Annotated in this window: 11 protein-coding genes and 1 pseudogene; 4 read left to right on the forward strand and 8 right to left on the reverse strand. The window is 66.0% G+C overall.

Annotation, left to right across the window (positions count from 1 at the left end; all coding sequences use genetic code 11):
* Nucleotides 1-227: 227 nt before the first annotated feature.
* The 4 genes and pseudogenes from mrdA to CEY05_RS14440 form a co-directional block, all read right to left on the reverse strand.
* Nucleotides 228-2060, reverse strand: a pseudogene (mrdA, locus tag CEY05_RS14425) (penicillin-binding protein 2); the annotation flags it as partial.
* A gap of 18 nt (nucleotides 2061-2078) precedes the next feature.
* Entirely contained in the window at nucleotides 2079-2603 is a 525-nt protein-coding gene (mreD, locus tag CEY05_RS14430) for a rod shape-determining protein MreD (RefSeq protein ID WP_233161521.1), read from the reverse strand.
* A gap of 28 nt (nucleotides 2604-2631) precedes the next feature.
* Entirely contained in the window at nucleotides 2632-3531 is a 900-nt protein-coding gene (mreC, locus tag CEY05_RS14435) for a rod shape-determining protein MreC (RefSeq protein ID WP_088599004.1), read from the reverse strand.
* A gap of 80 nt (nucleotides 3532-3611) precedes the next feature.
* Nucleotides 3612-4655 carry a rod shape-determining protein gene (locus CEY05_RS14440; RefSeq protein ID WP_057653883.1) on the reverse strand — a complete coding sequence of 348 codons (1044 nt, stop codon included), beginning with the start codon at nucleotides 4653-4655 and terminating at the stop codon, nucleotides 3612-3614.
* Nucleotides 4656-4948: 293 nt separating this feature from the next.
* On the opposite strand from CEY05_RS14440, the gene gatC reads away from it, so the two are divergent.
* The 3 genes from gatC to gatB are packed head-to-tail and all read left to right on the forward strand — an operon-like array spanning nucleotide 4949 to nucleotide 8262.
* Entirely contained in the window at nucleotides 4949-5257 is a 309-nt protein-coding gene (gene gatC / locus CEY05_RS14445) for an Asp-tRNA(Asn)/Glu-tRNA(Gln) amidotransferase subunit GatC (RefSeq protein WP_088599005.1), read from the forward strand.
* 2 nt (nucleotides 5258-5259) lie between these two features.
* Complete coding sequence (gatA, locus tag CEY05_RS14450; RefSeq protein WP_088599006.1) at nucleotides 5260-6801, forward strand: Asp-tRNA(Asn)/Glu-tRNA(Gln) amidotransferase subunit GatA; 1542 nt, start codon at nucleotides 5260-5262, stop codon at nucleotides 6799-6801.
* 3 nt (nucleotides 6802-6804) lie between these two features.
* Nucleotides 6805-8262 (forward strand): Asp-tRNA(Asn)/Glu-tRNA(Gln) amidotransferase subunit GatB, encoded by a 1458-nt coding sequence (gatB, locus tag CEY05_RS14455; protein ID WP_088599007.1) that lies wholly within the window; start codon nucleotides 6805-6807, stop codon nucleotides 8260-8262.
* A 251-nt stretch (nucleotides 8263-8513) separates the two neighbouring features.
* Here the strand turns inward: gatB and pyrE are convergent, their stop codons facing one another.
* Complete coding sequence (gene pyrE / locus CEY05_RS14460) at nucleotides 8514-9191, reverse strand: orotate phosphoribosyltransferase (protein ID WP_088599008.1); 678 nt, start codon at nucleotides 9189-9191, stop codon at nucleotides 8514-8516.
* Between the two features lie 259 nt (nucleotides 9192-9450).
* Between pyrE and CEY05_RS14465 the strand changes: the two genes are divergently transcribed.
* A complete protein-coding gene (locus CEY05_RS14465; RefSeq protein ID WP_088599009.1) occupies nucleotides 9451-10233 on the forward strand; it encodes an exodeoxyribonuclease III in 783 nt (260 codons plus the stop codon).
* Nucleotides 10234-10374: 141 nt separating this feature from the next.
* Here the strand turns inward: CEY05_RS14465 and CEY05_RS14470 are convergent, their stop codons facing one another.
* From CEY05_RS14470 to CEY05_RS14480, 3 genes are all read right to left on the reverse strand, one after another.
* The gene (locus CEY05_RS14470) at nucleotides 10375-10569 is read right to left on the reverse strand and encodes a hypothetical protein (protein WP_088599010.1); all 195 of its coding nucleotides are present in this window, start codon (nucleotides 10567-10569) and stop codon (nucleotides 10375-10377) included.
* 232 nt (nucleotides 10570-10801) lie between these two features.
* Nucleotides 10802-11791, reverse strand: coding sequence for a universal stress protein (locus CEY05_RS14475; RefSeq protein WP_088599011.1), 990 nt, complete (start codon nucleotides 11789-11791; stop codon nucleotides 10802-10804).
* A gap of 70 nt (nucleotides 11792-11861) precedes the next feature.
* A complete protein-coding gene (locus CEY05_RS14480; RefSeq protein WP_088599012.1) occupies nucleotides 11862-12800 on the reverse strand; it encodes a universal stress protein in 939 nt (312 codons plus the stop codon).
* Between the last annotated feature and the right edge of the window lie 191 nt (nucleotides 12801-12991).

The raw sequence follows: 12991 nt of genomic DNA on the forward strand, positions 1-12991 counted from the left end.
GCGTTGTTGCCATTGCCGCCACCCCCGCTCCTGCCACCGTTATCGGCATTTTCGAGGCCGCCGTTGTCGCGTTCCGCGGCTTCCTCCGAATCCGCCAAGGCATCCGCCTTGCGCGCCACGGCCGCGGCGCGGCTGGCGACGGCGTTCAAGCCAGCATGATCGATGGCAGCGTTATCGCTGGCCGCCACGTTCGGCGTGCGCGGCGGCTCCTGCCCGTGATCCTTGAGCAGCCAATAATCTTCCACCTTGCGCGCGATCGGCGCGGCGACGCTGGCGCCCCACCCGCCGTTCTCGACGATCAGCGCCACCGCGATGCGCGGATGCTCCACCGGCGCAAACCCCATGAACAGCGCGTGATCGCGCAGGCGTTCATCCACCGCACCGGCGCGATAGCGCGCACCGCGCAGGCTGTAGACCTGCGCCGTGCCGGTCTTGCCGGCGGCCTGGTACGCCGCGCCACGGAAGGCCTGGCGCGCGGTCCCCACCTTCACCACGTCCGCCATGGCGCCCTTGACCACGGCCAGGTTCTCCTTGTGCAGGGGAATCTGGTAGTCGGGCGCGCTCGGCGTGGGCTTGTACTTCCCTGTGCGCGGGTCCTCGATGGCGTGCACCAGATGCGGCTTGCGGAACAGGCCGTCGTTGGCCAGGGTGGCCGTGGCCTGCGCCAGCTGCAGCAGCGTGAACGCGTTATAGCCCTGCCCCACCGCCACCGAAATCGTCTCGCCGGCGTACCAGCGCTGCTTGTCCTTGTCCTTGTACGCCTTGCGCTTCCACTCCGTGGACGGCAGCACGCCGCGCTTCTCACCTTCGAGGTCGATGCCGGTGATCTGGCCGAAACCGAACTGCTTGGTGAAGTCATGCAAGGCGTTGACGCCCAGTTCCGGCCCCAGCGAGAAGAAGTAGGTATCGGACGACACCACGATGGCCTTGTGCATGTCGGTGGGACCGTACGCGGCGCCGCCAGCGTTGCGGAACTTCTGTCCGCCGAATTCGAAATAACCCGGGTCGGCAATGCGATCCGTGGCGCGCCGCTTACCCAGCTCCAGCGCGGCCATGGCCACGAAGGGCTTGTAGGTCGACCCGATGGGATAGGTCCCGTACAGCGGCCGGTTGATCAGCGGGTGGTCTGGCGAGTCATTCAGCATGCGCCAGCTGTCTACGTCGATACCATCGACGAACAGATTGGGATCGAAAGACGGCTGCGACACGAACGCCAGCACCTCGCCCGTGTCAGGATCGATCGCCACCAGGGCGCCGCGCTGGTTGCCAAAGGCCTCTTCCGCCACCTTCTGCAGCCCCAGGTCGATGGACAGCTGGATGTCCGACCCCGGCACGGGGTCGATGCGGCGCAGCGTGCGCACCGGACGGCCGCCGGCCGTGATCTCGACCTCTTCCAGTCCGGTCTTGCCATGCAGCTCGGCTTCCCAGGTTTTCTCCACGCCCTTCTTGCCGATGTTTTCCGTGCCGCGGTAGTTACCCAATTCGCCCGCGGCGTCCAGGTCTTCCACATCGTTGTCCGCGATACGGCCGATGTAGCCGACCACGTGCGCCGCCGACGTCCCTTGCGGATACTCGCGCACCCAGCGCGCGCGCAGCTCGACGCCGGGAAACTGGAAAGCATGCGCGGCAAACCACGCGGCTTCGGTTTCGTTCAGGTTATTGCGCAGCACCAGGCTGGCGTAACGGCTGGACTCCGCCACCTTGCGCTTGAAGCGGCGCTGGTCGGCCGGGCTGATGTACACCACCTGGGTCATCGCCTCGAACAACTTGTCCAGGTTGCCGGCATTGGCGGGGACGACTTCAAGGGTATAGGTGCGGTAGTTGCGCGCCAGCACCACGCCATTACGGTCGAGGATGTCGCCGCGCCGTGGCGGAATCGGCACCACCGCGATGCGGTTGCGGTCGGCGCGTTCCGACAGCCCTTCATAGCGATCCACCTGCAGCAGCCAGAAGCGGCCGACCAACGCGCCGAAGCAGATCAGCGCGAACAGGCCGCCCACCCAGGCTCGCAGCCTGAAGCGCTGTTTCTGCTGCAAGCCGGTTTTCTTGAATTCAAACATGAGGCGGCACAGCTGGCGTCAGACCGACGCCGATTCGACGTCGTCGGCGCCGCGCGTGGGCAGATGCAGCACCCAGCCGACCAGCGGCCAGATGGCGGCGGTCAGCGCCACGCCCACGGCCCAGTTCCAGCCCGGCCACTTGCCGGCCATCCAGGCGTAGATCACGGTGGTCAGCAGATGCGCGCTGAAGAAGATGGGGAGCATGTGCATGGCCTGGCCCCACAGATCGAAACGCTGCAGGCGGCGATGGATGATGACGGCGCCGTAGGCCACCAACGTATAGCGCAACGCCGTATCGCCCAGCACGCTGGCGTCATGCACATCCATCAGCAGCCCGAAGATGAAAGCGGTGACCATGCCCACGCGCCTGGGTTCATGCACGCACCAGAACGCGATGACCAGCACCAGCACGTCCGGCGCCTGCGGCCACAGCCGCCAGGGCAACAGCGATGCCAGCCACACCAGGATCAGCGAGCCCCAGACGATGAAGCCATGCGCCGGGCGCACCAGGCGCTCGGGTTCGACCGAACGGCGGTTGCGCACCAAAGATATGCGGTCTGTACTGGAAGCTTCAGTCTGCTTTGTCCGACTCACTGGGTTCGGCCTCCTTGCGGTTGGACTCGGCACGACTTACGTCCACCTGCAGAACCAGGAAATGGCGATAACGTTCGGGATGAGCCAGCGGCTCGCACAAGGCGCGCGCGAAGCCCGATGCCGTGTCCCGCTGGACCGACTTCACCTTGGCCACGCGCAGGCCGGCCGGGAACAGGCCGCCGACGCCGCTGGTGACGAGTGTATCGCCTTCCTGGATGTCGGCATTGGCCGACAGGTAACGGACTTCCATGCTGCCCGGCGAGTTCGCGCCGAATGCAATCAAACGCAAGCCATTGCGCGACAACTCCACGGGAATCGACACCTGCTCGTCCGTGACCAGCGCGGCTTCCGCCGTCATGGGCGTGACGCGCACGATCTGCCCGACCACGCCGCCTTCATCGATCACCGGCATGCCCGGGGCCAGGCCCTGGCTGCTGCCTTTGTTGAACACCAGGCGGTGGCTGAAGGAATTCGGCGGTTCGTACAGCACTTCCACGGCCACCGTCTGCTGCGCCAGCCTGTCGGCCACGCCCAGCAATCTACGCAATTGTGAATTTTCCGCGGCAAGCTGCGTCGCGTGCGTGGCCACCTGGGCCAGTTCGATACGCTGGCGTTGCAACGCCTCGTTTTCGCTGCGCACCAGGTTGGCGGCGTTGAACCACTCGTTCACCTGCTGCACCACATCGCGCGGCAGCAGCACGACACGCTGGAAGGGATAGAGCACCACCGACACGGCGCGCCGCAGGGGCTCCATGACGTGCCACTGGGCATCGCCCAGCAGCAAGGCCAGCGCAAGCGCGACCAGGACCACCAGCCGAGCCTCGGCGGGTAGTCCTTGTCTGAATAGCCGCGGAGCGGTGCCGTGATGTTGGGGCATGGACACTCACAGGCGCGTAGCCTGGTACCAGGCCGCCCCGCCGCTGCCACCGGGCAGGTAGCGTCGGAAAGGCGGATAAATCAGTCGTTGATGAAAATGGCGCCCAGCTTTTCCAGATGCTCCAGCGCCTCGCCGCAACCACGCACCACGCAGGTGAGCGGATCGTCGGCCACCACCACCGGCAGGCCGGTTTCTTCCTGCAGCAGGCGGTCGAGGTCACGCAGCAGCGCGCCGCCACCGGTCAGGGCGATGCCCTTGTCGGTGATGTCGGCACCCAGCTCCGGAGGAGTCTGTTCCAGCGCAATTTTCACGGCTGAAACGATCTGGTTCAGGGGATCCGTCAGCGATTCCAGGATTTCGTTAGACGAAACCGTGAAACTGCGCGGCACACCTTCGGCCAGATTGCGGCCCTTCACTTCGATTTCGCGCACTTCCGAACCCGGGAAGGCGGAACCGATCTGTTTTTTGATGAGTTCAGCGGTAGGTTCGCCAATCAGCATGCCGTAATTGCGGCGGATGTAATTGACGATGGCTTCGTCGAACTTGTCCCCGCCGACGCGCACCGAACCCTTGTAGACCATGCCGCCCAGCGAAATCACCGCCACTTCGGTGGTGCCGCCGCCGATGTCCACCACCATCGAACCGCTGGCGTCGGAAACCGCCAGGCCGGCGCCGATGGCCGCGGCCATGGGCTCTTCGATCAGGTAGACGTGGGAAGCGCCGGCGCCCAGCGCGGACTCGCGGATGGCGCGGCGTTCGACCTGGGTCGATCCGCAGGGTACGCAAACGATGATACGCGGGCTGGGAGCCAGCATATTACGCGGATGCACCATGCGGATGAACTGCTTGAGCATCTGCTCCGTGACCGTGAAATCGGCAATGACGCCGTCTTTCATGGGCCGGATGGCTTCGATATTGCCGGGAACGCGTCCCAGCATTTGCTTGGCTTCGTGGCCGACTGCCTGGATGATCTTCTTGCCGTTGGGGCCGCCTTCGTGACGAATGGCGACGACGGAGGGCTCATCCAACACAATGCCTTTGCCACGAACGTAGATCAGCGTGTTGGCGGTGCCAAGGTCGATCGCCATATCGCTGGAAAAGTAACTACGCAGAAATCCGAACATGGATGGGGGCTCAGCTAATTCAGGAATTGGGTACGCGCTGCTACCGGGCGTTGGCCTGCGTGGCGGGCCCGCCTGACGGGTGCAGCGATTAAACCGTGAATCATAACTTATAATTTCCCGGGAAATAGGCCGCTTTTTCCGGCTATTCCCAGGTTTGTAACGGAAAGAGTGGCCTACAAGCGTGCTTGGCGGCTTTCCCGCCTGCCGTGAACGCCATTGCGCCGCGCCCGGGGATAATGACCCCTGCGCGACGACCGCATCCACCTGCCTGCTTCAATATTTATTACATCCCCATGGCGCTGAACGAAAAAGACGTGGCCCGCATTGCCCGGCTGGCCCGCATCGAGCTGACTCCCGAACGCCTGGCGCGTGCGCAGGACGAGCTCAACGGCATGCTGCACATCATCGAACGGCTGCAAGCCGTCGATACCACGGGTGTCGAACCTTTGGCCCACCCGCTGTCGGCGCACGAAGATATCGTGCTGCGCCTGCGCGAGGACGCCGTGACGGAAGCCGGTTCGCCCGAGCGCCGCGCGGAACTGCTGGCCAACGCACCGGAAGCGGCCGATGGCCTGTTCCTGGTTCCCAAGGTTCTGGAATGACGATGACGAAACCCGCCCTGCATAACGAATTCGACGGTATCGCCGCCCTGCGCGCCGCGCTGGACCAGCGCAAGGTCAGCGCGGTCGAGCTGGCGCAAAGCGCCCTGGACGCCGCCCAGGCCGCGCAAGACCTGAATGCCTTCCTGCATATCGACGCCGAACTGACGCTGACGCAGGCGCGCGCCGCCGATGCGGCCATCGCCGCCGGCACGGCCGGCCCGCTGGCCGGCATTCCCATCGCGCACAAGGACGCCTTCGTCACGCGCGGCTGGCGCAGCACCGCCGGCAGCAAGATGCTGGCCGACTACGTCAGCCCCTTCGATGCCACCGTGGTCGAGCGCCTGCAAGAGGCCGGCGCGGTGTCCATCGGCAAGCTGAACTGCGACGAGTTCGCCATGGGCTCGGGCAACGAGAACTCCGCATTCGGCGTGGTGCGCAACCCCTGGGACACGGCCGCCGTGCCGGGCGGCTCCTCGGGCGGCTCGGCCGCCGCGGTGGCGGCCCGCCTGGTGGCCGCCGCCACCGGTACCGACACGGGCGGCTCGGTGCGCCAACCCGCCGCGCTGTGCGGCGTCACCGGCATCAAGCCCACCTACGGCACGGTCTCGCGCTACGGCATGATCGCCTTCGGTTCCAGCCTGGACCAGGCCGGCCCCCTGGCCGCCAGCAGCCGTGACGCACTGGCCTTGCTCGACGCCATGGCGGGCTTCGATACGCGCGACGCCACCAGCCTGGAAAAATGCGATGGCGTGGTGAACGAACCGGGCCGCATCGGCCGCGCGTTCGCCGCCGCCCAGTCCACCTATGATGGCGCCGGCGCGCGCCCGCTGGCAGGCCTGCGCATCGGCGTGCCGGCCGAGTACTTCGGCGCCGGCCTGGCCGACGACGTGCACGCCGCGGTGGAAGCCGCGCTGCGCCAGTTCGAGGAACTGGGCGCGGTGCGCGTGCCCGTATCGCTGCCGCGCACCGAACTGGCCATCCCCGCCTATTACGTCATTGCGCCCGCCGAAGCGTCCAGCAACCTGTCGCGCTACGACGGCGTGCGTTACGGCCATCGCGCCGCCGAGTATGGCGACCTCAACGAGATGATCAGCCGCTCGCGCGCCGAAGGCTTCGGCGACGAAGTGAAGCGCCGCATCCTGGTGGGCGCCTATGTGCTGTCGCATGGCTATTACGATGCCTACTATCTGCAGGCGCAGCGCCTGCGCCGCATGATCGCGCAGGACTTCCAGCGCGCCCTGGGCGAGCACTGCGACGTCATCATGGGCCCCGTGGCGCCCACGGTGGCCAAGAACATCGGTGACAACCGTGACGATCCGACGGCCGACTGGCTGGCCGACATCTACACGCTGGGCGTCAGCCTGGCCGGCCTGCCCGCCATGTCCATTCCCTGCGGCTTCGGCCAGGGCGACCATGCGCGCCGCCCGGTCGGCCTGCAGATCATCGGCAATTACTTCGACGAAGGCCGCTTGCTGGCCATCGCCGACCGCTACCAACAAGTGACCGACTGGCACCGTCGCGTGCCGTCCAAGCAGGACGTCTGACACATGAACTGGGAAATCGTCATCGGCCTGGAAACGCATACGCAGCTTTCCACCGACTCCAAGATTTTTTCGGGCAGCAGCACGCGCTTCGGCGCCGCACCCAACACCCAGGCCAATCCGGTTGACCTGGCCTTGCCCGGCAGCCTGCCGGTGATGAACCGTGGCGCGGCCGAACGCGCCATCCGCTTCGGCCTGGCGGTGGGGGGCAAGGTGGCTCCGCGCTCGGTGTTCGCGCGCAAGAACTACTTCTATCCCGACCTGCCCAAGGGTTATCAGATCAGCCAGTTCGAGCTGCCGGTCGTGGTGGGCGGCTCGCTGTCGTTCTTCGTCGGCGAGGAGTCCAAGACGGTCAACCTGACGCGCGCGCACCTGGAAGAAGATGCCGGCAAGTCGCAGCACGACGACTTCCAGTTGTCGTCCGGCGCCCCCGCCAGCGGCATCGACCTGAACCGTGCCGGCACGCCGCTGCTGGAAATCGTCACCGAGCCGGAAATGCGTTCCGCCGCCGAAGCCGTGGCTTACGCGCGGGCACTGCACAGCCTGGTGGTGTGGCTGGGTATCTGCGACGGCAATATGCAGGAAGGTTCCTTCCGCTGCGACGCCAACGTGTCGGTGCGGCCGGTCGGCCAGGCCGAGTTCGGCACGCGCACCGAGATCAAGAACGTCAACTCCTTCCGTTTTCTGGAACGCGCCATCCTGTTCGAAGCGCGGCGCCAGATCGAACTGATCGAGGACGGCGGCACGGTGGTGCAGGAAACCCGCCTGTACGACGCCGACCGCGATGAAACGCGCAGCATGCGCAGCAAGGAAGACGCGCACGACTATCGCTACTTCCCCGACCCCGACCTGCCGCCGCTGGTGATCTCGCCGGAATGGGTGGAGCAGGTGCGCCAGTCCATGCCCGAACTGCCTTCGGCCAAGCGCGAGCGCTTCGTGCGCGATCATGGTTTGTCGGACTACGACGCCGCGCAGTTGACCGTCAGCCGCGGGCTGGCGGACTACTTCGAAGCCGTGGCGCAGGCCTTGCCGGCCGGCCAGGCCAAGCTGGGGGCCAACTGGGTCATGGGCGAAGTGGCGGCCACGCTGAATCGCGAGGAAAAAGACATCGCGCAATCGCCGGTGCCCGCGGCGGCGCTGGCGGCGCTGATCGGGCGCATCGCCGACGGCACCATTTCCAACAAGATCGCGCGGGACGTCTTCGGTGCCATGTGGGCCGGTGAAAACGGCGGCCAACCGGATGCCATCATCGAGGCGCGCGGCCTGAAGCAGATCAGCGACAGCGGTGCCATCGGCGCCATGATCGACGAAGTCCTGGCCGCCAACCCGGCCATTGTCGAGGAATACCGCGCCGGCAAGCAGAAGGCCTTCAACTCCCTGGTCGGCCAGATCATGAAAGCCGCCAAGGGCAAGGCCAACCCGCAACAGGTCAATGACCTGTTGAAGCAAAAGCTGGAGGCGTAACCACCGGCCTGGCCCGGCGGCGCATGGCCTTGCCAAGCGCGGCTTGCGAGGTGACGTGTCGTCTTGCGAGGCCGCGCATTGCCTGATTTGGCCGGGACAGGCTATGCCGTGCCTTGCCTGCCGGCGGCCACCTTTCCGGCCGAGCCTCCCTTCCCAAAAAGAAAGCCCTCGGGGTTGGATTAATCCAACCCCGAGGGCTTTCGACTTCAGGGCACCTTGATCACCAAAGATCGAAGCGCCCAGAGCGCTGACTATGCCGTCACGCCATACTTGGCGCGATAGGCCTGCACCGATGCCCGATGCTCGGCAAACTGCGCATCCTGCTCCAACAGCGTCATGATGGCGCTCAAGGACGCGATGCTGACGACCGGCATGCCATAGGTGCGCGCCACATCCTGCACGGCGGAATGCGCCGACAGGGCGTCATCCGCACCGGCCCTCTCCATGCGGTCCATGGCGATCAGCACGGCGGCCGGCTCGGCGCCCGCGGCGCGAATGATCTCCACCGATTCGCGCACCGACGTGCCCGCGGTAATGACGTCATCGATGATCACGACCTTGCCTTGCAAGGGTGCGCCCACCAGCGTGCCGCCTTCCCCATGGTCCTTGGCCTCTTTGCGGTTGTACGCAAAGGGAATGTCACGCCCGGCGCTGGCGGGATGCTGGGCCAGGGCCACGGCGGTGGCGGTGGCCAGCGGAATGCCCTTGTACGCGGGCCCGAACAGCATGTCGAAGGAAATCCCCGAATCGACCAGGGCCTGGGCGTAGAACGCGGCCAGGCGGCCGACGGACGCGCCGCTATTGAACAGGCCCGCGTTGAAGAAATACGGGCTGATGCGGCCGGACTTGACCTTGAAGCTGCCGAAACGCAGCACCCCCTGGTCGAGGGCGAAACGGACGAAATCCTGGGCGGTGGAAGAAGTGGACATGCTTGGGGATCCGAAAGAGGCACGAAAGCAGCATTTTATCGGGATCCGGAACTCCATCCCGCCGCGCCCCGGCCCGGCATGCCCGGCGCCGCGCGCGGGCGGGCCGGGCGCCACGTGCGCCTGGAGCAGAACGTCCGTCGTGGCGCTTTCAGTTACTCTACCGCGTCCGGCCCCGCCGCCACGCCAGCGCGCCGCGGCCATCCTTGCCGCATGCCCGCCAGCCGCATGCGAGAAGACGCATCAACGAACCAGGATCCCCATGCTCCGAGTCATCTCCGCCAATCTCAACGGCATCCGTTCCGCCACCACCAAGGGCTTCTTCCCCTGGCTGGAAGCGCAGAAAGCCGACTTCACCTGCCTGCAGGAACTCAAGGCGCAGGCCGCCGACATGACCACGGAGATGCTCAACCCGGCGGGCCTTTACGGTTATCACCATTACGCGGAAAAGAAGGGCTACAGCGGTGTCGGCATCTATGCCCGCAAGCAGCCGCTGCAGGTGATCGAAGGCTTGGGCGTGCCCGAAATCGACAACGAAGGCCGCTATATCGAACTGGTCTACGACAAGCTGTCGGTGATTTCGGTGTACCTGCCTTCGGGCTCCAGCGGCGACATCCGCCAGACGGCCAAGTTCGCCTTCATGGAGCACTTCTACGGCCACCTGGCCGAGCTATACAAATGCGGCCGCGAGGTCATCCTGTGTGGCGACTGGAACATCGCGCACCAGGAAATCGACCTGAAGAACTGGAAGGGCAACCTGAAGAACAGCGGCTTCCTGCCGGAAGAGCGCGCCTGGATGACCAAGGTGCTGAGCGAGCAGGGCTGGGCTGATGTGTATCGCCGCCTGCATCCCGACACGACGGGCGAAGCGTATACGTGGTGGAGCAATCGCGGCCAGGCCTACGCCAAGAACGTCGGATGGCGGATCGATTACCAGATCGCCACGCCGGCCATCGCCGCGACGGCGCGCACGGCCGCGATCTACAAGGATCAACGCTTTTCCGACCACGCGCCTTTGATCATCGACTACGAGACGAAGGTCTGAGTACGAGGCACGAAGGCGTTTTTTTTTGTGAGGGTAGCCCCTCACGCACCCTTGCGTCAGGCGATGTCCGGCCAGCGCGGGCGGGGGCAGGCACGATGCACCTGCTGGGCGCAGCGGCAAGCGTGCAGGTCGTGCCGGCTATTACGCCGTTACGTGCAACTGTGTGCCGACCATGCCGTAGGACGACAGCTGGGGGATCGCCGAATCGACCAGGCTGGTGATCAGATCGGCCTGGTTGTCCAGCACCTTGCGCACCAGCGAGTTCTGCGCCTCGGCCATGGCGTTGGCTTGCTGCAGGCCGACGGCGGCGCCGACGGTGGCTTCGATGGAATCCATGTCCAGTCCTTTGTGCAATCCGCCGCCGAAAGGAATTCGACAGCGCTCCGGAGCATAGCCCGGGCCCTGGCTATTGTCGAGCAGCGCGGTTACAGCACCATGGCAAGGCCGCCGCGCCACCCGGCGCTGCTCCCTGCGCTCCACCAGCCGCCCTGCGCATTGCACGGCCGCAGGCGCATTGCCACGGCCGCAGGCGCAATGCCGCGGCGGCGCCCGCCCGTTCCCGCTCCCATCACCCCGCAGGCGGCTGCCGGACCACCATCACATCGCTGGGCGCCCGTTCCAGCAAGGCCTCGGCCACGCTGCCCAGCAAAGCGCCGGTCAAGCCCCCCGTCCCATGCGTGCCGGCCACCAACAGGCTGGCCTGCGCCTGCCGCACATAGTCGATCACCACCCGTTCCGCCCGGCCGGCGGCAACCTGGCAGCGGGGCTGCGGCTTGCCATGCAGTTCCGGGGTGGCATTGACGAAGTCCAGCGCGCTTTCCTCCGCGATGCGCTGGAATCCCTTGGCCGTCTGGGTGTCCGGACTGGTATCGCGCAAAGGCCCGCGCGGCAGCTCGAAAGCATGAAACAGCGTCAGCGCCTCGGGCGGCAGCAAAGCCAGCGCGGCGCGCAACGCCCAGCGCGACCCGGACGAAAAATCCGTGGCCACCACGGCGTCCTGGTAAGGCACACGGGCGCGCCGCTTCACCACCAGCACCGGCCGCGAGGTCTCCCGCACCAGCCTTTCCACGGTCGTGCCCAGCAACATGCGGCCCAAGGTCTCGTCGCGCGCCAGGCCGGTGACGATGAGGGCGCATTTTTCGTCCTCCGCCACCTGTCGCAGACGTGCGGCCGGCTCGCCGGTACACACCCGCACGGCCACCTGGATGCCATCCACCAGGCCATCCAGATCCCGCAGCAGGCGGGCTTCAGCCTGTTGCACCAACGGCGTGACGTCGGTCGGCACCGGCGCGCCCAGCGACAGCGAGTGCGGCGGCGACAGCACGTGCACCGCCAGCAGGGGCACATCGAACTGGCGCGCCAGCAAAATGGCGCGATCCAGCGCGCGGTCGCAACGCGCGCTCAAGTCCGTCGCCAGAAGAATGGGGCCCCGCAATACGGTGCCACCCGCTACCGTCCCGCCCTGCGCCCGCTCGCCAGCCGCGTTGCCGCCCGCGCCAAATTTCCGGTCCGCGCCCGCAAACACCGCGGCCAATAGCGTTTCCACTGAAGTCTGCATGATCGTATCCCCTGCTCCCATCCCCACTTATGGAAGGCGCCGCCGTTCTGGGACGGCTGGCGCACGGCAATCACTTGCTGTCTGGATCCACACCCCGCACCAGCATTACATCGCAAGGCAGGGCTTCCAGCAGGCGCTCGGCGACGCTGCCGACCATGGCGCCCATCAGGCCCTTGATCCGCCGCGTGCCCGCCACCACCATTTCGCAGCGCTGCGCGAATACATAATCCGACAGCAATGTTTCAGGTTCGCCATCCTGGACCAGGGCGCGCGCCGGCACCCCGGCCGGCAGCCCCGGCGTGGCGGCCAGGAATTCGTCCATTTCCATCTGGGCGTCGCGCTGGGCATCGTCGCCCAGCCCCTCGGCCAGGCGGCGCATGCCGAAAGGCGTGTCGTAAGCGTGGAAGAGCAGCAGCGACGTGCTGGGAAACAGCGCCGCCGCGACCTGCAAGGCATGGCGCGATTCAGGTGAAAAGTCCGTGGCGACCACGGCTTCGCGGTAACCACCATGGGGGCGGTTCTTGACCACCAGCACCGGCACCGACACATGCCGCACCAGCTTCTTGACGGTGGAGCCCAGCAACAGCTTGCCCAGGGATTCATCGCGGGCGATGCCCGTGACGATCAGGCTGCAGCCATGCCGCGTCGCCAGTTCGACGATGCGGTCAGACGCGTCACCGCTTTCCACGTGGATTTCGACGGACAGTTCGGGATCGTCCAGATCCAGTCCCAGGCGATAGCGCGCCAGTTCCCGATGATCTTCACTGAGCCGGCGCCACGATGGCGCCGCGGGGCTGGCGGTGGCGGGCACCGATTCCAGCACATGCAGCGCGATCAAGGGCACGCCGCGCTCCTTGGCCAGCACCACCGCCCGGTCCAGGGCGCGGTCGCAGCGGGCGCTGAGGTCGGTCGCCAGCAGGATGGGGCCGCTCGCTACGGGACTTGCGGTCGCCGGCGACGCTGCAGTGGAAGCGGAAAACGATGCCGAGTACTCCGTGGGCGCTGACATGACGTGCTCCAGGATGCTTTGCAACGATTATCACACTGCGCGGCCCACTTGGTACGAAAGAACGCCGCTGTGCTGGCAAACCCTTAGATTATCTGGCTTCCCATCCTTCTTCTCCTTTCTTGGAGAGGCGGGAATCTTCCTTTTCTTTTCTTCAAGAAAAGAGGAACAGAACGGAAAAGACAAGGGCCTTT

It is taken from the genome of Achromobacter sp. HZ34, assembly GCF_002209485.1.
Classification (GTDB): domain Bacteria; phylum Pseudomonadota; class Gammaproteobacteria; order Burkholderiales; family Burkholderiaceae_B; genus Bordetella_C.

Excerpts from the sequence above, each read along its gene's own strand:
- mreC (WP_088599004.1), bottom strand. The coding sequence starts at position 3,531 with ATGCCCCAACATCACGGCACCGCTCCGCGGCTATTCAGACAAGGACTA.
- CEY05_RS14440 (WP_057653883.1), bottom strand. The coding sequence starts at position 4,655 with ATGTTCGGATTTCTGCGTAGTTACTTTTCCAGCGATATGGCGATCGAC.
- gatC (WP_088599005.1), top strand. The coding sequence starts at position 4,949 with ATGGCGCTGAACGAAAAAGACGTGGCCCGCATTGCCCGGCTGGCCCGC.
- gatA (WP_088599006.1), top strand. The coding sequence starts at position 5,260 with ATGACGAAACCCGCCCTGCATAACGAATTCGACGGTATCGCCGCCCTG.
- gatB (WP_088599007.1), top strand. The coding sequence starts at position 6,805 with ATGAACTGGGAAATCGTCATCGGCCTGGAAACGCATACGCAGCTTTCC.
- pyrE (WP_088599008.1), bottom strand. The coding sequence starts at position 9,191 with ATGTCCACTTCTTCCACCGCCCAGGATTTCGTCCGTTTCGCCCTCGAC.
- CEY05_RS14465 (WP_088599009.1), top strand. The coding sequence starts at position 9,451 with ATGCTCCGAGTCATCTCCGCCAATCTCAACGGCATCCGTTCCGCCACC.
- CEY05_RS14470 (WP_088599010.1), bottom strand. The coding sequence starts at position 10,569 with ATGGATTCCATCGAAGCCACCGTCGGCGCCGCCGTCGGCCTGCAGCAA.
- CEY05_RS14475 (WP_088599011.1), bottom strand. The coding sequence starts at position 11,791 with ATGCAGACTTCAGTGGAAACGCTATTGGCCGCGGTGTTTGCGGGCGCG.
- CEY05_RS14480 (WP_088599012.1), bottom strand. The coding sequence starts at position 12,800 with ATGTCAGCGCCCACGGAGTACTCGGCATCGTTTTCCGCTTCCACTGCA.